Origin of the sequence: Vibrio crassostreae, assembly GCF_024347415.1 — a bacterium.
GTDB lineage: Bacteria > Pseudomonadota > Gammaproteobacteria > Enterobacterales > Vibrionaceae > Vibrio > Vibrio crassostreae.
Genome location: NZ_AP025476.1, coordinates 3,409,258 through 3,428,462, shown reverse-complemented (window position 1 = coordinate 3,428,462; position 19,205 = coordinate 3,409,258). Strand labels below are relative to the sequence as shown.

General features: G+C 46.3%; 15 protein-coding genes, 5 tRNA genes, 3 rRNA genes and 1 riboswitch. Of the genes, 20 read left to right on the top strand and 3 right to left on the bottom strand.

The annotated features are described in order from the left end of the window. Together OC193_RS15500 and OC193_RS15495 are read left to right on the top strand one after the other, a co-directional pair. The gene (locus OC193_RS15500; RefSeq protein ID WP_048657837.1) at positions 1–477 is read left to right on the top strand and encodes a DUF494 family protein; all 477 of its coding nucleotides are present in this window, start codon (positions 1–3) and stop codon (positions 475–477) included. A 12-nt stretch (positions 478–489) separates the two neighbouring features. After that, complete coding sequence (locus OC193_RS15495) at positions 490–1,059, top strand: DNA topoisomerase family protein (RefSeq protein ID WP_004735775.1); 570 nt, start codon at positions 490–492, stop codon at positions 1,057–1,059. Between the two features lie 105 nt (positions 1,060–1,164). On the opposite strand, the gene OC193_RS15490 is transcribed toward OC193_RS15495, so the two are convergent. Both OC193_RS15490 and purE read right to left on the bottom strand, forming a co-directional pair. Continuing rightward, a complete protein-coding gene (locus OC193_RS15490) occupies positions 1,165–2,295 on the bottom strand; it encodes a 5-(carboxyamino)imidazole ribonucleotide synthase (RefSeq protein WP_048657838.1) in 1,131 nt (376 codons plus the stop codon). Positions 2,296–2,300: 5 nt separating this feature from the next. Then, entirely contained in the window at positions 2,301–2,786 is a 486-nt protein-coding gene (purE, locus tag OC193_RS15485; RefSeq protein ID WP_017073863.1) for a 5-(carboxyamino)imidazole ribonucleotide mutase, read from the bottom strand. A 194-nt stretch (positions 2,787–2,980) separates the two neighbouring features. Here purE and OC193_RS15480 point away from each other — a divergent pair, with 194 nt between their 5' ends. The 4 genes from OC193_RS15480 (at position 2,981) to OC193_RS15465 (ending at position 5,670) form a co-directional block, all read left to right on the top strand. Next, positions 2,981–3,538, top strand: coding sequence for an L-threonylcarbamoyladenylate synthase (locus OC193_RS15480; RefSeq protein WP_048657839.1), 558 nt, complete (start codon positions 2,981–2,983; stop codon positions 3,536–3,538). A gap of 20 nt (positions 3,539–3,558) precedes the next feature. Then, positions 3,559–4,476, top strand: a complete 918-nt coding sequence (gene hemF, locus OC193_RS15475; protein WP_048657840.1) for an oxygen-dependent coproporphyrinogen oxidase — start codon at positions 3,559–3,561, stop codon at positions 4,474–4,476. Positions 4,477–4,551: 75 nt separating this feature from the next. Beyond that, positions 4,552–5,382 carry a shikimate dehydrogenase gene (gene aroE, locus OC193_RS15470; protein WP_048662687.1) on the top strand — a complete coding sequence of 277 codons (831 nt, stop codon included), beginning with the start codon at positions 4,552–4,554 and terminating at the stop codon, positions 5,380–5,382. A gap of 18 nt (positions 5,383–5,400) precedes the next feature. Then, positions 5,401–5,670: a DUF1488 family protein gene (locus tag OC193_RS15465; protein ID WP_048662686.1), complete on the top strand. Its 270-nt coding sequence runs from the start codon at positions 5,401–5,403 to the stop codon at positions 5,668–5,670. Here OC193_RS15465 and OC193_RS15460 read toward each other — a convergent pair. Beyond that, on the bottom strand, positions 5,667–6,212 hold the full coding sequence (locus OC193_RS15460) for a gamma carbonic anhydrase family protein (RefSeq protein WP_048657843.1): 546 nt from the start codon (positions 6,210–6,212) through the stop codon (positions 5,667–5,669). The two genes, OC193_RS15465 and OC193_RS15460, sit on opposite strands and share 4 nt — an antisense overlap. A 556-nt stretch (positions 6,213–6,768) precedes the next feature. On the opposite strand from OC193_RS15460, the gene OC193_RS15455 reads away from it, so the two are divergent. The 14 genes from OC193_RS15455 (at position 6,769) to thiS (ending at position 19,205) form a co-directional block, all read left to right on the top strand. Beyond that, positions 6,769–8,323: ribosomal RNA gene (locus OC193_RS15455) — 16S ribosomal RNA — on the top strand. 123 nt (positions 8,324–8,446) lie between these two features. Next, positions 8,447–8,522, top strand: a tRNA-Glu gene (locus OC193_RS15450). Positions 8,523–8,524: 2 nt separating this feature from the next. Then, positions 8,525–8,600 (top strand) — tRNA-Lys (locus tag OC193_RS15445). A 33-nt stretch (positions 8,601–8,633) separates the two neighbouring features. Then, a tRNA-Val gene (locus tag OC193_RS15440) sits at positions 8,634–8,709 on the top strand. Between the two features lie 362 nt (positions 8,710–9,071). Next, positions 9,072–11,965 (top strand): 23S ribosomal RNA (locus tag OC193_RS15435). Between the two features lie 132 nt (positions 11,966–12,097). Continuing rightward, positions 12,098–12,213: ribosomal RNA gene (rrf, locus tag OC193_RS15430) — 5S ribosomal RNA — on the top strand. The 16S, 23S and 5S rRNA genes sit together here with 5 tRNA genes alongside, the layout of an rRNA operon. A gap of 67 nt (positions 12,214–12,280) precedes the next feature. After that, a tRNA-Asp gene (locus OC193_RS15425) sits at positions 12,281–12,357 on the top strand. A 60-nt stretch (positions 12,358–12,417) separates the two neighbouring features. Further along, positions 12,418–12,494: transfer RNA gene (locus tag OC193_RS15420), tRNA-Trp, on the top strand. 334 nt (positions 12,495–12,828) lie between these two features. Further along, the gene (locus OC193_RS15415; RefSeq protein WP_048661194.1) at positions 12,829–14,211 is read left to right on the top strand and encodes a multicopper oxidase family protein; all 1,383 of its coding nucleotides are present in this window, start codon (positions 12,829–12,831) and stop codon (positions 14,209–14,211) included. 100 nt (positions 14,212–14,311) lie between these two features. Further along, complete coding sequence (crcB, locus tag OC193_RS15410; RefSeq protein ID WP_017069597.1) at positions 14,312–14,695, top strand: fluoride efflux transporter CrcB; 384 nt, start codon at positions 14,312–14,314, stop codon at positions 14,693–14,695. A gap of 62 nt (positions 14,696–14,757) precedes the next feature. Further along, a riboswitch (TPP riboswitch) is annotated at positions 14,758–14,856 on the top strand. Between the two features lie 129 nt (positions 14,857–14,985). After that, a complete protein-coding gene (gene thiC / locus OC193_RS15405; protein WP_017062996.1) occupies positions 14,986–16,935 on the top strand; it encodes a phosphomethylpyrimidine synthase ThiC in 1,950 nt (649 codons plus the stop codon). Continuing rightward, positions 16,935–18,227 carry a thiamine phosphate synthase gene (locus tag OC193_RS15400; RefSeq protein WP_048662844.1) on the top strand — a complete coding sequence of 431 codons (1,293 nt, stop codon included), beginning with the start codon at positions 16,935–16,937 and terminating at the stop codon, positions 18,225–18,227. The genes thiC and OC193_RS15400 overlap by 1 nt, the downstream gene beginning before the upstream one ends. Continuing rightward, positions 18,217–18,999, top strand: a complete 783-nt coding sequence (locus tag OC193_RS15395) for a HesA/MoeB/ThiF family protein (RefSeq protein WP_048662845.1) — start codon at positions 18,217–18,219, stop codon at positions 18,997–18,999. Before OC193_RS15400 ends, OC193_RS15395 begins: the two co-directional genes overlap by 11 nt. Next, positions 18,996–19,205 (top strand): sulfur carrier protein ThiS, encoded by a 210-nt coding sequence (gene thiS, locus OC193_RS15390; protein ID WP_048662846.1) that lies wholly within the window; start codon positions 18,996–18,998, stop codon positions 19,203–19,205. Before OC193_RS15395 ends, thiS begins: the two co-directional genes overlap by 4 nt.

Sequence of the window (19,205 nt, the reverse complement as noted above, 5' to 3'; positions counted from 1 at the left end):
ATGATGATGGACATACTGATGTACTTGTTTGAAACCTACATCCATAGCGATTCTGAATTGCAGGTGGATCAAGATGAGCTGGAAGATGAGCTTCTTCGAGCAGGGTTTCACCAAGACGATATTTATAAGGCCCTCCATTGGTTAGAAGATCTTGCTGCACTGCAAGATACCGACAACCAAGCGGCGATTACTATGTGCTCCAATACCTCGATGCGTGTTTACACCAGTCGAGAGGTATCGCGTATTAATATGGAGTGTCGAGGTTTCTTACTGTTCCTAGAGCAGATCAACGTGCTCACGACAGAGATTCGTGAAATGGTTATTGATCGTGTGATGGGGCTTGAGACCAACGAATTTGAATTGGATGATCTGAAATGGATTATCTTAATGGTGCTATTTAATGTGCCGGGTAATGAAAGTGCTTACACGCAAATGGAAGAGCTGTTGTACACCAAAGAGCAAGGCATCTTGCATTAATACAGGCTTGTCATGAGTAGTAAGATTGATAATCAGCTTTTTTCAGCACATGAACATGCGTTAGAGCATGAACCATGTCCGCAGTGTGGTGGGGAGCTTCAGCTTCGCCATGGTAAGCACGGCCCATTTTTAGGCTGTAAGCAGTATCCGAGCTGTGATTACATCAAGCCTCTTCATCAAAATGATGGTCATGTGGTGAAAGAGCTAGGCGTTCCGTGTCCTAAGTGCCAAAACGAATTGGTATTAAGGCAGGGTCGCTTTGGGATGTTCATTGGTTGTAGTAGTTACCCAACGTGTAATCACATCGAATCTTTGGATCAACCGAAAGAACAACCTGAAGAACAGCCACTTGTTGCCTGCCCTGAGTGTGGTCGAGGCCACTTGGTTGAGCGTAAATCTCGCTATGGTAAAACTTTTTATGCGTGTGATAACTACCCTAAGTGTAAGTTCGCCGTTAATCAGCCACCAGTTATAGGTCGTTGTGAAGAGTGCCAGTTCCCGTTGTTACTTGAGAAGAAAACAGCCAGTGGCACTAAGAAGCAATGTGCTGATCGCAAGTGTCATCACATTCAATCTCAGTAGTCATGTTAATCACAGTAAGTGAATGACCAGAAACAAAAAAACGGCGCTCAATGAGCGCCGTTTCTATATCCAATGAACTTTTTATATCAATAAACCAATGTAGGCTTACTTCATCTGCTCAGCAAACTCATGCACAGCAGGGTAGGCTTGCTGATCAAGAATATCAGACAATGAGCACAACGCTCTTTGCAGTTCTGCGTTGTAATCAGCGCTCACATTAATGTGGCCCATCTTACGACCTGCACGCTTCTCTTTACCATACCAGTGAACATGACAGCAGCCTTGAGCCAGAATAGCCTCAGGTAGAGTATCTTCACCAAGAATGTTGATCATTGCGGTTGGACGAATCAGCTTGGTGCTACCTAGTGGCATCCCACACACGGCACGCAGGTGGTTTTCAAACTGACAAGTTTCAGCGCCTTGCTGCGTCCAGTGGCCAGAGTTATGAACACGTGGTGCAATCTCGTTAACCAGCAGTGAACCTTGAACATCAAAGAACTCTAGCGCGAGTACACCAACGTAATCTAAGCGTTCAGCAATGGCAGTGAACATGGTTTTCGCTTGCTCTTGCAGTTCAATGTCATCAATCGCTGTCGATAAGCTCAATACGCCGTCGGTGTGAACATTTTCAGCCAGTGGATACACTTGAATCTCGCCATTGGTACCACGAGCACCAACCAGTGATACTTCGCGGTCAAACGGAACAAACTCTTCAGCCACAATCGCTTGGTTGTCTGTTGCGGCAATGCACTCAGCCATTTCTGCCCAAGTTACGTCAACATTGTCTAATGCCTTTAAGCGCCACTGGCCTTTGCCATCGTAGCCGCCAAGTGTACTCTTCAATACCATTGGTAAGCCAACGTGAGCGATCGCTGCGTCAAAGTCTTCGCGAGAGTTGATCACGTAGTATTTAGCATTCTTCACGTTCGCTTCGTCTAACAGCGCTTTTTCAAGGCGACGGTCACCGCCAGCTTTGATTGCTTCTGTTGTCGGTAAGAACTTACCGCTGCGCTCACATACCTCAAGCACATCATGAGGGATGTGTTCGAACTCAGCAGTAATGACGTCCGCGCGATCTATCGCATTTTCTAAGCCGTTGCCTAGAATCGCTTGCGTTAATGGGTGAACAATATTTTTGCTGCCAACATCAAAAGCAGAAATTTCAATATTCAGCGGTGCCCCAGCTAGGGACATCATGCGAGCAAGTTGGCCCGCGCCTAACACAAGAACATGCATGGGAATTAGTCCTCTGCAGGGTTTGGATTTGCAAGTACCGTTTCTGTTTGCTCAGAGCGGAACGCTTCTACTTTTGCCATCACATCTTCATTGTGTGTACCAATTATTTGCGCTGCTAGGATACCAGCGTTCGCTGCACCAGCTTCACCGATAGCCAGAGTACCTACCGCGATACCTTTTGGCATTTGCACGATAGAAAGTAGCGAGTCCATGCCTTTCAATGCTTTAGATTGAACTGGAACACCAAGAACAGGTACGCTTGTGAAGGCAGCTGCCATGCCTGGTAGGTGAGCTGCACCGCCAGCGCCAGCAATAATCACTTTAATACCGCGCTCTTTCGCACTGGTTGCGTAGTCTGCTAGCAACTGAGGTGTGCGGTGAGCAGAAACCACTTTTGTTTCGTACGCCACGCCAAACTGATCCAACATTTCTGCAGCTAGCTTCATTGTTGGCCAATCAGATTTAGAACCCATGATAATACCGACAGTCATCTCAAACTCCTTCAGGTACGATTTAATTAGTGATTAGATATTTTGCGCGCATTATACGGGTAAAATCACCCAAGGAAAACGTTTGCGTCAGTCTAAGTTGTTAATTGATACATTTTATAAACAAATAGCTTTAGTCACAGTGAGTGATAATTTGTACACTTAGTGAGTTAGATAACTGAATTAATGAGGCACCCGTGGATAACTTTCAACATACATTGCAGGCATTACAACAAGGTGAAGTCATTGCTTACCCGACCGAAGGCGTTTTTGGGGTCGGTTGTGATCCAGATAATCCACAAGCCATCCAGAAATTACTCGAGTTAAAAAAGCGCCCGGTTGAAAAGGGCTTGATCTTAATAGCTGCAAGCTACGAGCAACTGTTACCTTACATAGATGAAAGCCAATTGACGGAAGAGCAGCTGACGACAGTAAAAGCCACATGGCCAGGCCCGGTGACTTGGATAATGCCAACCAGTGCTAAGGTGACAGACTGGGTGAGTGGTCAGTTTGATTCAATCGCTGTGCGAGTGACGGATCACCCTTTGGTTCAAAGAATGTGTAATGAATTCGGTAAGCCGTTAACCTCTACCAGTGCTAACCTGACGGGCGAACCGCCTTGTATGACGACTGAAGAAGTTCAGCAGCAACTCGGCCAACATTTGGTAGCGATTTTAGAAGGTCAAACGGGTGGTCGTGACAAGCCAAGCGAAATTAGAGATGCAAAAACGTCGAAAATATTAAGACAGGGTTAAACCCTGCAAAGGAAAGTAAAATGGCAGCAATTGATAAAGAAGCAGTAAAGCAGTTTTTACTGAACCTACAAGATTCGATTTGCCAACAGCTTGAACAAGCTGATGGTAGTGCACTATTTGAAGAAGATGCATGGGAGCGCGAACCTGGCGAACGCCTCGGAGGCGGTGGTCGTACTCGTGTGATGACTGATGGTGCGGTCTTTGAGCAAGGTGGTGTTAACTTTTCTCACGTTGCAGGTAAGGCAATGCCAGCTTCAGCAACCGCTCACCGCCCTGAATTAGCCGGACGTAAGTTCGAAGCGATGGGTGTATCGTTAGTTATCCACCCTAAAAACCCTTATATCCCAACCTCACACGCCAACGTACGATTCTTTATTGCCGAAAAGGAAGGGGAAGACCCTATCTGGTGGTTCGGTGGTGGTTTTGATTTAACTCCATTCTATCCTGTCGATGAAGATTGCCAATCTTGGCATCAAACTGCTAAAGACCTGTGTGCACCATTTGGTGATAACGTGTATCAAGAACACAAAGAGTGGTGTGATAAGTACTTCTATCTTCCACATAGAGATGAAACACGTGGTGTGGGTGGTCTGTTCTTTGATGATCTTAACGAGTGGGGCTTTGAGAAGAGCTTTGCTTATATGCAGGCGGTCGGTGAAGGTTTTGCTGCGGCGTACTTGCCGATTGTTGAGCGTCGCAAAGAGACACCTTATGGCGAACGTGAGCGTGACTTCCAACTTTATCGTCGTGGTCGCTATGTTGAATTTAACTTAGTGTATGACCGTGGCACCCTATTTGGTCTACAAAGCGGTGGTCGCACAGAGTCTATATTGATGTCGATGCCGCCATTGGCTCGCTGGGAATACCGCTACGAACCACAAGCAGGTTCACCAGAAAGTCTGCTTTATAGTGACTACCTAAAGCCTCGAGTTTGGTAGTTCTTCCTTCCTTATAGGTATAGTGATAGGGTCATCTATAATAGATGACCTTTTTTATTTCTGTTAGGTAAGGATATGACACAGCAAGTAGATCGTTATGCCGTTTTCGGTAACCCTATTGGGCAAAGCAAATCGCCATTCATTCACACATTATTTGCTCGCCAAACCAGCCAACAACTTACCTATACAGCAATGCAGCCAGAGCATGGTGAATTTATCACTGCTGCCAAATCCTTTTTCAGCGAAGGTGGTCGAGGATGTAATGTCACAGCGCCTTTTAAAGAAGATGCCTATCAGTTTGCCAATCGCCTAACTGAGAGAGCTGAGCTAGCCGGTGCCGTAAATACCCTTAAGAAGTTAGATGACGGAGAGATCATTGGTGATAACACCGATGGTGAGGGTTTAGTTCAAGACCTGCTTCAACATCAAGTGACGCTAAAGGGAGCACGTGTTCTTCTTCTTGGCGCTGGTGGTGCTGCGAGAGGAGTGATTCAACCTCTTCTCGACCAAAAGCCACAACAGTTGGTGATCGCTAACCGAACCAGTTCAAAAGCAGAACTATTGGCTGAGATGTTTTCGTCGCATGGAAATATCAAAGGTATGGGCCTAAGTGATGTTAATGATGGCTTTGATGTCATTATTAACTCGACCTCATCAGGTCTAAGCGGTCAGCTCCCTGAAGTTTCCGATGTAATCTTTAATACAAACAGCGTCGTTTATGACATGGTATACGGATCTGGAACGACAGTATTTAATCAGTGGGCGTTAGATAACGGTGTTCATGCTGCTTATGATGGTTTGGGTATGTTAGTGGGGCAGGCTGCAGAGAGCTTTATGCTTTGGCGTGGCCTTCGTCCGGGAACAAAACAGATTTTAAGAGAATTACGTAAAAACCTAGAGATGTAATGAGGTATTTATAAAAAAATGAATCAATCAATTCTATTTCCAGATATCCAAGATTGGAATGAAGAGAATCAAACAATCACCTTCCCTGCACAACAGTCGGGCGCATTGATTGAATGTGTCATGTCTATTGAAGAATTATCACGATTGGCAGGTAGAGATATAGAAGAAGGCGATCAAGCTTTAGTTATCTTTTCTGAGTTACGTTTCGATATTGAAGAGCTAGCGGAAGAGTTAATAGAAGAAGAGGAGTATGACTCCTCTAATCGGATTCAGATCAAAGCGCTTTAGACTGGAAGTACAGAGTCTAGATAGTCGTTTTTATTCTGAACATAGTTGTCAGCGGACTTCTGTAAAAAGGCACGCTCTTTATCATTTAATGGGCGTGCTTGTTTTACTGGGCTTCCTACATATAGGTAACCGCTTTCAAGTACCTTATTAGGCGGCACTAAGCTACCAGCACCAATCATGACTTCTTGTTTGATAATCACGCCATCCAACACGATAGCTCCCATGCCAACAAGTACACGATCTTCAATTGTGCAGCCATGCAGCATTACTTTATGTCCGATAGTGACATCATTACCTATTAATAGAGGATAGCCCTCAGGGTTTTCTGCATTCTTATGGGTGACGTGCAAAACGCTGCCGTCTTGGATATTCGTTCTATCTCCAATATGAATGTGGTTTACATCTCCTCGAGCTGCAACCAAAGGCCACACGCTAGAGTCGTCACCGATTTTGATATCACCAACCAGTACCGAACTTGTATCTATATAGACACCTTGTCCAATCTGGGGGGATATTCCTTTATAACTGCGTATTGAACTCATAAATCCTCCTTTATATAGGCACCTTAAGCCCTTAATTAAGGGGAATACTAGTGAAAATGGGGAGTTTTGAACAAAAAACGCTCGAACAATCAAAAAAGTAAGAAAAACTGAAAAAAAGGGCTTGCCAGTGTGATCGAAATCTCTATAATGCCACCTCGCTGACACGGGATGGCTTCAACAGAAACCAAAACGAATCAGCAGGTCAAATTAGCCAAGCTAAGCGCTTGAAAAAAGTTTTGAAAATAGTGGTTGACACTAAAACTTAAATCGCTAAAATGGCCGTCCGATTTGAGCGAAGCTCAAAAAGGAAAAGCTCTTTAACAATTTAAACCTATCAATCTGTGTGGGCACTCGTTGATGAATATCAAAACGTTTTATCGTTAGATAAAACAGATTCTTCGGAATCAAAATTGATTTCAATGAACTGAGTGACCAATACGAAATTAAGTTTACTTAATTTTGGCACAGTCAATTCATTACTATTCTGTTGGAATGGTAATAGCTTTAAAATTACATAGTAGTTTTGAAGTCAGTATTCGTTGAGTCACAAAATCTTAAATTGAAGAGTTTGATCATGGCTCAGATTGAACGCTGGCGGCAGGCCTAACACATGCAAGTCGAGCGGAAACGACACTAACAATCCTTCGGGTGCGTTAATGGGCGTCGAGCGGCGGACGGGTGAGTAATGCCTAGGAAATTGCCTTGATGTGGGGGATAACCATTGGAAACGATGGCTAATACCGCATAATGCCTACGGGCCAAAGAGGGGGACCTTCGGGCCTCTCGCGTCAAGATATGCCTAGGTGGGATTAGCTAGTTGGTGAGGTAATGGCTCACCAAGGCGACGATCCCTAGCTGGTCTGAGAGGATGATCAGCCACACTGGAACTGAGACACGGTCCAGACTCCTACGGGAGGCAGCAGTGGGGAATATTGCACAATGGGCGAAAGCCTGATGCAGCCATGCCGCGTGTATGAAGAAGGCCTTCGGGTTGTAAAGTACTTTCAGTTGTGAGGAAGGGGGTGTAGTTAATAGCTGCATCTCTTGACGTTAGCAACAGAAGAAGCACCGGCTAACTCCGTGCCAGCAGCCGCGGTAATACGGAGGGTGCGAGCGTTAATCGGAATTACTGGGCGTAAAGCGCATGCAGGTGGTTCATTAAGTCAGATGTGAAAGCCCGGGGCTCAACCTCGGAACTGCATTTGAAACTGGTGAACTAGAGTACTGTAGAGGGGGGTAGAATTTCAGGTGTAGCGGTGAAATGCGTAGAGATCTGAAGGAATACCAGTGGCGAAGGCGGCCCCCTGGACAGATACTGACACTCAGATGCGAAAGCGTGGGGAGCAAACAGGATTAGATACCCTGGTAGTCCACGCCGTAAACGATGTCTACTTGGAGGTTGTGGCCTTGAGCCGTGGCTTTCGGAGCTAACGCGTTAAGTAGACCGCCTGGGGAGTACGGTCGCAAGATTAAAACTCAAATGAATTGACGGGGGCCCGCACAAGCGGTGGAGCATGTGGTTTAATTCGATGCAACGCGAAGAACCTTACCTACTCTTGACATCCAGAGAAGCCAGCGGAGACGCAGGTGTGCCTTCGGGAGCTCTGAGACAGGTGCTGCATGGCTGTCGTCAGCTCGTGTTGTGAAATGTTGGGTTAAGTCCCGCAACGAGCGCAACCCTTATCCTTGTTTGCCAGCGAGTAATGTCGGGAACTCCAGGGAGACTGCCGGTGATAAACCGGAGGAAGGTGGGGACGACGTCAAGTCATCATGGCCCTTACGAGTAGGGCTACACACGTGCTACAATGGCGCATACAGAGGGCAGCAAGCTAGCGATAGTGAGCGAATCCCAAAAAGTGCGTCGTAGTCCGGATTGGAGTCTGCAACTCGACTCCATGAAGTCGGAATCGCTAGTAATCGTAGATCAGAATGCTACGGTGAATACGTTCCCGGGCCTTGTACACACCGCCCGTCACACCATGGGAGTGGGCTGCAAAAGAAGTGGGTAGTTTAACCTTTCGGGGAGGACGCTCACCACTTTGTGGTTCATGACTGGGGTGAAGTCGTAACAAGGTAGCCCTAGGGGAACCTGGGGCTGGATCACCTCCTTATACGAAGATATTCACGATAAGTGTCCACACAGATTGATTAGGTTTAGAAAAGCAAAGAGATGAAGAACTCCCAAGTTCTTCAAAGTTTGTTTCTACTTTTTAAAGTGGAAATAAATTAGCAGTGTCCCGTTCGTCTAGAGGCCTAGGACACCGCCCTTTCACGGCGGTAACAGGGGTTCGACTCCCCTACGGGATACCATTGGGTCGTTAGCTCAGTTGGTAGAGCAGTTGACTTTTAATCAATTGGTCGCAGGTTCGAATCCTGCACGACCCACCATTCTTTCTCCACGAAGGAATTAAAACTTTTAGTGGGCGATTAGCTCAGTTGGGAGAGCACCTGCCTTACAAGCAGGGGGTCACTGGTTCGAGCCCGGTATCGCCCACCATTCTCTAAATATTCTTGGAAGTTAAAACTCCAAACCACTTCTTATGTCGCTGGTTGGATTTTTCGACTGTGAGAGTCTTTAGAAAATGTGAATTTTAGAACACTGGTTCTTAAAGTCTCATGCTCTTTAACAATTTGGAAAGCTGACTGATTGATTACTTACGAGTAATTCAATCAAATTTAAAAGTTCTCAATGTTTATCTTTTAGATAAACACAACAAACACATTCAAGTGTCTTGTATTCGATTCAAACTTGTTTGAATCACATTGAGTCCGGCAAACAGTCATTGAGAATTAACCCTTCTTAATGACAACCAAAAACCTTGGTTAGTTGCCATACGCTAAGACCCTTTCGGGTTGTATGGTTAAGTGACTAAGCGTACACGGTGGATGCCTTGGCAGTCAGAGGCGATGAAAGGCGTAATAACTTGCGATAAGCCCAGATTAGGTAGTAATAACCTTTTGAGTCTGGGATTCCTGAATGGGGAAACCCACTTACATAAGTAAGTATCCTGTTGTGAATACATAGCAGCAGGAGGCAAACCGGGGGAACTGAAACATCTAAGTACCCCGAGGAAGAGAAATCAACCGAGATTCCGAAAGTAGCGGCGAGCGAAATTGGATTAGCCCTTAAGCTTTTAATGATGCAGGTGAAGAGTCTGGAAAGTCTCGCAGTAAAGGGTGATAGCCCCGTAACCGACACATCATAATCAGTGAAAACGAGTAGGGCGGGACACGTGATATCCTGTCTGAATATGGGGGGACCATCCTCCAAGGCTAAATACTACTGACTGACCGATAGTGAACCAGTACCGTGAGGGAAAGGCGAAAAGAACCCCTGTGAGGGGAGTGAAATAGAACCTGAAACCGTGTACGTACAAGCAGTAGGAGCACCTTCGTGGTGTGACTGCGTACCTTTTGTATAATGGGTCAGCGACTTAATTTTAGTAGCAAGGTTAACCGTTTAGGGGAGCCGTAGGGAAACCGAGTCTTAACTGGGCGTACAGTTGCTAGGATTAGACCCGAAACCAGGTGATCTAGCCATGGGCAGGTTGAAGGTTGAGTAACATCAACTGGAGGACCGAACCGACTAATGTTGAAAAATTAGCGGATGACTTGTGGCTAGGGGTGAAAGGCCAATCAAACCTGGAGATAGCTGGTTCTCCCCGAAAGCTATTTAGGTAGCGCCTCGGACGAATACTACTGGGGGTAGAGCACTGTTAAGGCTAGGGGGTCATCCCGACTTACCAACCCTTTGCAAACTCCGAATACCAGTAAGTACTATCCGGGAGACACACGGCGGGTGCTAACGTCCGTCGTGGAGAGGGAAACAACCCAGACCGCCAGCTAAGGTCCCAAAGTATAGCTAAGTGGGAAACGATGTGGGAAGGCTCAGACAGCCAGGATGTTGGCTTAGAAGCAGCCATCATTTAAAGAAAGCGTAATAGCTCACTGGTCGAGTCGGCCTGCGCGGAAGATGTAACGGGGCTAAGCTATACACCGAAGCTGCGGCTACGTACCTTAGGGTATGTGGGGTAGGGGAGCGTTCTGTAAGCCGTTGAAGGTGGTCTGTAAGGGCTGCTGGAGGTATCAGAAGTGCGAATGCTGACATGAGTAACGATAAAGGGAGTGAAAAACTCCCTCGCCGGAAGACCAAGGGTTCCTGTCCAACGTTAATCGGGGCAGGGTAAGTCGACTCCTAAGGCGAGGCCGAAAGGCGTAGTCGATGGGAAACGGGTTAATATTCCCGTACTTCTTACAATTGCGATGGGGGGACGGAGAAGGCTAGGTGGGCCTGGCGACGGTTGTCCAGGTTCAAGTACGTAGGCGGGTGGTTTAGGTAAATCCGGACCGCTACTAACGCTGAGATACGATGTCGAGCTACTACGGTAGTGAAGTCATTGATGCCATGCTTCCAGGAAAAGCCTCTAAGCTTCAGATTGTAAGGAATCGTACCCCAAACCGACACAGGTGGTCGGGTAGAGAATACCAAGGCGCTTGAGAGAACTCGGGTGAAGGAACTAGGCAAAATGGTACCGTAACTTCGGGAGAAGGTACGCTCTTATCAGTGAAGTCCCTTGCGGATGGAGCAGACGAGAGTCGCAGATACCAGGTGGCTGCAACTGTTTATTAAAAACACAGCACTGTGCAAAATCGTAAGATGACGTATACGGTGTGACGCCTGCCCGGTGCCGGAAGGTTAATTGATGGGGTTAGACTTCGGTCGAAGCTCTTGATCGAAGCCCCGGTAAACGGCGGCCGTAACTATAACGGTCCTAAGGTAGCGAAATTCCTTGTCGGGTAAGTTCCGACCTGCACGAATGGCGTAATGATGGCCACGCTGTCTCCACCCGAGACTCAGTGAAATTGAAATCGCTGTGAAGATGCAGTGTACCCGCGGCTAGACGGAAAGACCCCGTGAACCTTTACTACAGCTTGGCACTGAACATTGAACCTACATGTGTAGGATAGGTGGGAGACTTTGAAACCGCGTCGCTAGATGTGGTGGAGTCGTCCTTGAAATACCACCCTTGTAGTTTTGATGTTCTAACGTTGGTCCCTGAATCGGGATTACGGACAGTGCCTGGTGGGTAGTTTGACTGGGGCGGTCTCCTCCCAAAGAGTAACGGAGGAGCACGAAGGTGGGCTAAACACGGTTGGACATCGTGTGGTTAGTGCAATGGCATAAGCCCGCTTGACTGCGAGAATGACAATTCGAGCAGGTGCGAAAGCAGGTCATAGTGATCCGGTGGTTCTGAATGGAAGGGCCATCGCTCAACGGATAAAAGGTACTCCGGGGATAACAGGCTGATACCGCCCAAGAGTTCATATCGACGGCGGTGTTTGGCACCTCGATGTCGGCTCATCACATCCTGGGGCTGAAGTCGGTCCCAAGGGTATGGCTGTTCGCCATTTAAAGTGGTACGCGAGCTGGGTTTAGAACGTCGTGAGACAGTTCGGTCCCTATCTGCCGTGGGCGTTGGAAAATTGAAAGGGGCTGCTCCTAGTACGAGAGGACCGGAGTGGACGAACCTCTGGTGTTCGGGTTGTCATGCCAATGGCATTGCCCGGTAGCTAAGTTCGGAATCGATAACCGCTGAAAGCATCTAAGCGGGAAGCGAGCCTTGAGATGAGTTTTCCCTGGCGCTATAAGCGTCCTAAAGGGTTGTCGTAGACTACGACGTTGATAGGCAGGGTGTGTAAGTGCTGCGAGGCATTGAGCTAACCTGTACTAATTGCCCGTGAGGCTTAACCATACAACACCCAAGGGGTTTTGTGGACTCAAAGAAATACCAAACGCTTGAATGAGTTTGAAGAGACTTTTAAATCAGTTTTCCAGATTATTTTGCCTTCAGTTTTTTAAAAACTGAAAGTAAAAGCAAAATTTGCTTGGCGACCATAGCATTGTGGACCCACCTGATTCCATGCCGAACTCAGAAGTGAAACACAATAGCGCCGATGGTAGTGTGGGGCTTCCCCATGTGAGAGTAGGACATCGCCAGGCTTTAAATTAAATCTTTAGGTTGACCAACCTGGAGATATGGACGCTCACTTAGTGAGTTGACCACTGCGGAGTGGTAGTTCAGTTGGTTAGAATACCGGCCTGTCACGCCGGGGGTCGCGGGTTCGAGTCCCGTCCACTCCGCCACTTATTCGATAACCTCGCCTAGTGCGAGGTTTTTTCGAATCTGAAGTAGTAAAAAGTTTTAGGGGTGTAGCTCCAATTGGCAGAGCAGCGGATTCCAAATCCGCGTGTTGGGAGTTCGAATCTCTCCACCCCTGCCATATCAAAGCCTCAGCAGAAATGCTGGGGCTTTTTTATATCTGTTGCTTCTACGAAGCAATGTTGTGAGCAGAGTAGCCAGCCCGGTCTAATCTCCGGAGTACCGGCCCAGTCCACCCCTGTCATATTTAAGGCTCTAGCAGAAATGCTAGAGCCTTTTTGCTTTCTATTTATTCGACAATTCCTATCTTTAACAGAACCTAGCCTGAAAAGTGTAAGTGCTTACTTATCTCAGCTTCTTTTATAAACAATCGACAGCACAAACCATACTTCTTTATGAGAATTATTCTCAATATTTTGTTACATTTTGGTCGTTATTACTAAAAGGCAACAAATATGGATATTTCCCGTCGTAAGTTTATTCAATCATCTCTCGCTATATCTGCACTAACCGTCCTACCAGCTTGCTCAATGAAGCGGTCTGTTGATGAGCAAGGAAAGTTCGTTTATGACTTAACAGCTGAGCCTTCAACCGCTGAGTTGGTGAAGGGATTTAGTACTAATGTTTTAGCCTTTAATGGACAGACTCCAGCGCCGATTATTCGCTGTCGACAAGGCGAAAAGGTAACGATTCGATTTACCAACAAGCTATTAGAACCGACCACAATTCATTGGCATGGCCTGAGAATTCCGATTGAAATGGACGGGGTTCCTTTCTTAAGTCAGCCTCCGATTATGCCCGGTGAAACGTTTGTCTATGAGTTCACGCCACCAGATGCGGGTACATTCTGGTATCACCCACACATGAACAGTGTTAAGCAACTTGGTATGGGCTTGGTCGGGCTTATTATTGTCGAAGAGAGTGCGGCAGTTCAGTTCGATGAAGAGCATGCTCTGATGCTTAAACATTGGCATATCGACAAACAAGGTCAGTGGAAAGACTTGATGATCCCTCGCCTCAGCGCTCGTATGGGCACGCCAGGAGAGTGGAGTAGCGTTAATGGAGTACATGAACCTATCTATAAATTGAAGCAGCATGCAACGACTCGGCTGCGTATCGCTAATGTTGATAACACGATTACCTATCCTATAGCCATTGAGGGGGCTGAAGCATGGGTCATTGCTATTGATGGTAACCCTGTAAAGACACCTTATAAGCTGACTCAACACAAGATTGGCCCAGGTATGCGTGTCGATCTCGGGCTGATTGCTCCCAAGGCGGGGGAGCGAGTGAGTGTCCTTCAAATGAAAGGGCGTTTTCCTTTTTCCTTGTGTGAGTTTGAGGCTGTTGATTCAACGTTAATCGAAGGCCAAACACTTCCTTTATTGCCCCTCAATCCTGTGCCTAACTTAAATCTCGCTAATGCAGAAGAAATCGATTTTGTGTTTGAGTGGGAAGGGGCGGTATCACCGGTATCTAAAGATGGGAAGTCGATGCCTAAGTTTTGGCTTACGAATAAACGTGCGTGGGAGGGAATGAGTAAAGACAGTGTTCCAGACCCGTTGGCGACTTTGGAGTTAGGTAAAACTTATATATTCGACCTCAAGAACGTCACTCAGTACCATCACCCAATTCATATTCATGGTCATACATTCACTGTATTGGAACTTGATGGTAAAAAAATAGAAGAGCCCTTCCATACCGATACTGTGTTACTTGGAAAAAACGGCCGTGCTAAAGCTGCATTTGTTGCAGACAACCCAGGACGTTGGATGTACCACTGTCATGTCATTGAGCACATGAAAACGGGACTAATGGGATATATTGAAGTTAAGTGACACCTGTAACGTTTAATTTTTGCGCATGCATTCTAAGTTTCTACCCTCGCTTTTATCGGCGGTAAAGCTAGAATATAGGGACTGTTATTTGGGAGGATTCATGGGTCAGTTATCTATTTTAGGTTTTATTGCCATTGGTGGCGCATTCGGTGCTTGTTCGCGCTATTTGATTTCAGAGTTATGTGTGGTGATGCTCGGGCGTGGTTTTCCTTATGGTACGCTAACCGTTAACGTGATCGGCTCTTTGATTATGGGCTTGCTCATTGCCGCATTCGAGAATGAGATGATTGCGACGGAGCCATGGAGACAGATCATTGGCCTCGGTTTCCTTGGAGCATTGACTACGTTCTCTACATTTTCGATGGATAACGTGCTTCTTATGCAGCAGGGCGCTTTCTTTAAGATGGGGCTCAATGTGCTGCTCAACGTGGTTCTCAGTATCTCAGCTGCATGGATCGGCTTCCAACTTTTGATAAAGTCTTAAAACTTTCTTACGATTTGTTAACAACTCGGCTTGGTTTATCCAAGCCGTTTTTATATACTCGATCGAACTTGTCGGAGTGCCATATGGCTGAGACCGTTAACTCGGGATCCGTTGAACCTGATCAGGCTAGTACCTGCGAAGGGAACAAGAGTAGATATCTAACTAGAATCCTTCTAGAGATCTATCTCCAGATCACAACTGTATTTCTTACCGTGATCCCTCTTGTAGCATCTAATCCGTCAAGCATTTTTATCCCTATAAATAATGGCTAAAAGCCAAGGAAAAATGCTATGTCGAGTCGTAAACAAGCAAGACTGGAAGCGAAGAATTTCATCGATTCTTTATCCGTACAACCTTATCCAAATTCAAAAAAAGCTTACATACAAGGTTCTCGAGAGGATATTCAAGTTCCTGTACGAGAAATTTCACTCGCAGATAGCCTTGTTGGTGGTACCAAAAAAGAGCCTGTATTCGAACCTAATGAGCCTATTCATGTCTACGACACCTCCGGTGTTTATACCGATCCTACGCATGAAATAGACCTTTATAGCGGCCTTCCTAAGTTGCGAGAGCAATGGATTGAAGAGCGTGGTGATACGGAATTGCTTGATGATGTAAGCTCTGTTTACACCAAAGAACGTTTAGAAGATGAAACCCTAGACGACCTTCGTTACGGAAACCTGCCTCGAATTCGTCGCGCTACTGGCGACCAATGTGTTACTCAGCTGCACTATGCTCGTCAGGGTATTATCACACCTGAAATGGAGTACATTGCCATACGTGAGAACATGGGACGTCAGAAGTTCGCTGATGAGCAGCTTAACCATCAACACCCTGGCCATAACTTTGGTGCAAACCTGCCGAAAGAAATCACTCCTGAGTTCGTGCGTAAAGAGGTTGCTGAAGGTCGAGCTATTATCCCTTCAAACATCAACCACCCAGAATCAGAACCGATGATTATTGGTCGAAACTTCTTAGTGAAAGTGAACGCCAATATCGGTAACTCTTCAGTAAGCTCTTCAATTGAAGAAGAAGTTGAGAAGTTAGTATGGTCAACCCGCTGGGGCGGCGATACCGTAATGGACCTCTCTACTGGCCGTAATATCCACGAGACTCGCGAATGGATCCTGCGTAACAGCCCAGTGCCAATTGGTACGGTTCCTATGTATCAGGCGCTTGAGAAAGTGAATGGCGTAGCCGAAGACCTTAACTGGGAAGTGATGCGCGATACCTTGATTGAACAAGCAGAGCAGGGCGTTGATTACTTCACTATCCATGCAGGTTTACTGCTTCGTTACGTACCTATGACGGCTAAACGTGTGACTGGTATTGTCTCTCGTGGTGGATCTATTATCGCGAAATGGTGTCTTGCACATCATCAAGAAAGCTTCTTATACACACACTTCCGCGAGATCTGTGAGATCTGTGCGAAGTATGATGTCGCTCTGTCACTGGGTGACGGCCTACGTCCAGGCTCTATTGCAGATGCCAACGATGAGGCTCAATTCTCGGAGTTACGTACTCTAGGTGAGTTAACCAAAGTAGCTTGGGAATACGACGTTCAGGTGATCATTGAAGGCCCTGGACATGTACCTATGCATCTTATCAAAGAGAACATGGACGAGCAGTTGGAGCACTGCCATGAAGCGCCTTTCTATACATTAGGCCCGCTGACTACAGATATCGCACCGGGTTATGACCACATTACCTCTGGAATTGGCGCGGCGATGATTGGTTGGTACGGTTGTGCGATGCTTTGTTATGTAACGCCTAAAGAGCATTTGGGCTTACCCAATAAAGAAGATGTTAAGACTGGCTTGATTACTTACAAGCTGGCAGCACATGCTGCAGACTTGGCAAAAGGGCACCCGGGCGCACAAATCCGAGATAATGCATTATCTAAAGCTCGTTTTGAATTCCGCTGGGAAGACCAATTTAATCTAGCTTTAGACCCAGAAACAGCACGTTCTTTCCACGATGAAACCCTGCCACAAGAGTCGGGCAAGGTTGCTCACTTCTGCTCTATGTGTGGACCTAAGTTCTGCTCGATGAAGATTTCTCAAGAAGTTCGAGAGTATGCGAAAGACACAGAACAAGTAGCCGCAGATCAGGCTATAGAGATTAAGATGCTAGATAACCCGTTGGAGGGAATGCGTCAAAAATCACAAGAGTTCCGTGATACTGGCTCTGAACTTTATCACCCTGCTGTAGGCGCAAAAGAAGCTCAATTAGAGGAATAATGACAGTGAAGATTCTCATCCCATCTCAATACATCGAGTTAACGGGGGAGGTTCAAAACTGTCTATTGGTTGCTAAACGACAAGGTTTAGCAACTGATGCAGTTGAGTTGGGTGTAAGCCCAACTCGATACTTCTCTATCGTTGATGCTCAACAGGCACTATCTATTGGCTTTGCTCATGATGTTGATTCATTGGCGGAGTGTCAGTTAGCGCAACTGAAGCATGTTGTTGATTACAGTAATTCAGTCGCGTTAACCGATGTTTGTGCTGCTTTGACTCAAGCTTCGAACACAGTCTATATCGGAGTCTCCGATGATTCAGCTGTACTGGATATCTGGTCACACTTAGATGCTAATCGCGTTATCAAGAGTGACACTACAGCTCATCAAGAATTAGATAGTCGTGGCCACTTTGCTTGGTTACTTACTTTATTGGCGTTGGAATTTCCATTGGAAGACGCGCTGGTTTTAGCTCGCGCTGCATCGAATGTTTCACGTGGAACATGGCCTGCACATTATCGAGATTTTCCTATCCCTATCCTTGAAGACGAGCGACTGAATATCAGCGTTGGTTGGGCCAACCAAGGGACATCACTTTCTTTCCCTGAGTTAACAAAGAATAGCCTCGGCTTATACCCGGTTGTTGATGACGTTGAGTGGATAGAAAGGTTGCTTAAACTTGGGACTAACACTGTCCAACTGCGTATTAAGAACCCTCAACAAGCCGACTTAGAGCAACAAGTCGCACGATCGATCGAACTTGGTCGAGAACATAACGCTCAGGTTTTTATTAATGATTACTGGCAGCTTGCACTTAAGCACGGTGCTTTTGGTGTGCACCTTGGGCAAGAGGATATTGAAGAATCAAACCTTTCCCAACTGAGCCAAGCGGGTATTAAGATCGGTCTATCGACTCATGGTTATTATGAGTTGCTGCGCATCGTCCAAATCAATCCAAGCTACATTGCACTAGGCCATATATTTCCGACCACAACGAAACAGATGCCATCGAAGCCTCAAGGTTTGGTGCGTTTATCTCTGTACCAACAGCTAATTGATACCATCCCATACACAGAAGAACTTACTGGTTATCCGACGGTTGCTATTGGTGGTATTGACCAATCGACAGCTGCGCAGGTTTGGGATTGTGGTGTATCGAGCTTAGCGGTTGTACGTGCGATTACATTAGCGAAAGAACTACAAGAAGTGATCGAGTTCTTCGATGATCTGATGGCTCCTAGGTCTTTAATGACGAGTAAAGAGGTTATGAGGGAGCCTAGCTATGTTGAGTGACTTTGAGTTCATTCGTTACCAACGACAAATTGCATTACCTGAGGTTGGTGAGCAAGGGCAACGAAACCTGTTAAACAGCCATGTTTTGGTGATTGGTTGCGGCGGTTTGGGTAATGCCGCTGTTCTTTATCTTGTAGCTTCTGGTGTGGGAAGAATTGTGTTGGTCGATGATGATTGTGTTGATTCGTCCAACCTACAGAGACAGGTAGCGTTCAAGGAGAGCCAATTAGGTTCACCTAAGGTCGAAGCACTTAAACAACAACTGAATGAACTCAATGACCGCAGCCAAGTAAGAACCATCAATCAACGAATGAGTGAAAGCCAACTTGAATTAGAAGTCATGTTGGCTGATCTCGTGTTGGATTGTACTGATAATTTCGCGTCACGCCAGCAGGTTAACCGAGCTTGCTTCAAAGCTAATACACCTTTGATTTCGGGTTCTGCAATCGGATGGAAAGGTCAATTTATTGTCTTTGATTATCAGAACCAGAAAGGGTGCTATCACTGCCTTTTCCCGTTTGAGCACCACCCACAAACAACGCGTTGTAGTGATAGCGGCATCATTGGTCCAGTGGTCGGTACTATAGGTAACCTTCAAGCGCTTGCTGCTATTCAGCGTATTAGCGGTGGCGAGTTTAAAGTCGTAACGCATCAGCTAAAGCTGTTCGATGGCCAGACCATGAACTGGCAAAACCTAATGGTCACTCAAGATAGCGAATGTCCGGTTTGCAACACAACGGCGATCCAACACCTACAAGAAGAAGCACAATGAGCCACATAACTATTTCTATAAACGAGCAACCAGAGCAGGTTGCGCAATCGTCGTCTCTTTCAGACATCATCCAAGTACTATCGCTACCTGATTTGGGTTGTGTATTTGCTATCAATAATGCGGTTGTACCACGCAGTCAATGGCAACAAACCATCGTCAACGAAGGCGATTCCATCTCTCTTTTCCAAGCTATTGCAGGGGGCTAA

Excerpts from the sequence above, each read along its gene's own strand:
- OC193_RS15465 (WP_048662686.1), top strand. The coding sequence starts at position 5,401 with ATGAATCAATCAATTCTATTTCCAGATATCCAAGATTGGAATGAAGAG.
- thiC (WP_017062996.1), top strand. The coding sequence starts at position 14,986 with ATGTCGAGTCGTAAACAAGCAAGACTGGAAGCGAAGAATTTCATCGAT.
- OC193_RS15490 (WP_048657838.1), bottom strand. The coding sequence starts at position 2,295 with ATGCATGTTCTTGTGTTAGGCGCGGGCCAACTTGCTCGCATGATGTCC.
- OC193_RS15400 (WP_048662844.1), top strand. The coding sequence starts at position 16,935 with ATGACAGTGAAGATTCTCATCCCATCTCAATACATCGAGTTAACGGGG.
- OC193_RS15460 (WP_048657843.1), bottom strand. The coding sequence starts at position 6,212 with ATGAGTTCAATACGCAGTTATAAAGGAATATCCCCCCAGATTGGACAA.
- OC193_RS15395 (WP_048662845.1), top strand. The coding sequence starts at position 18,217 with ATGTTGAGTGACTTTGAGTTCATTCGTTACCAACGACAAATTGCATTA.
- aroE (WP_048662687.1), top strand. The coding sequence starts at position 4,552 with ATGACACAGCAAGTAGATCGTTATGCCGTTTTCGGTAACCCTATTGGG.
- OC193_RS15415 (WP_048661194.1), top strand. The coding sequence starts at position 12,829 with ATGGATATTTCCCGTCGTAAGTTTATTCAATCATCTCTCGCTATATCT.
- OC193_RS15495 (WP_004735775.1), top strand. The coding sequence starts at position 490 with ATGAGTAGTAAGATTGATAATCAGCTTTTTTCAGCACATGAACATGCG.
- hemF (WP_048657840.1), top strand. The coding sequence starts at position 3,559 with ATGGCAGCAATTGATAAAGAAGCAGTAAAGCAGTTTTTACTGAACCTA.
- crcB (WP_017069597.1), top strand. The coding sequence starts at position 14,312 with ATGGGTCAGTTATCTATTTTAGGTTTTATTGCCATTGGTGGCGCATTC.
- OC193_RS15500 (WP_048657837.1), top strand. The coding sequence starts at position 1 with ATGATGATGGACATACTGATGTACTTGTTTGAAACCTACATCCATAGC.
- thiS (WP_048662846.1), top strand. The coding sequence starts at position 18,996 with ATGAGCCACATAACTATTTCTATAAACGAGCAACCAGAGCAGGTTGCG.
- purE (WP_017073863.1), bottom strand. The coding sequence starts at position 2,786 with ATGACTGTCGGTATTATCATGGGTTCTAAATCTGATTGGCCAACAATG.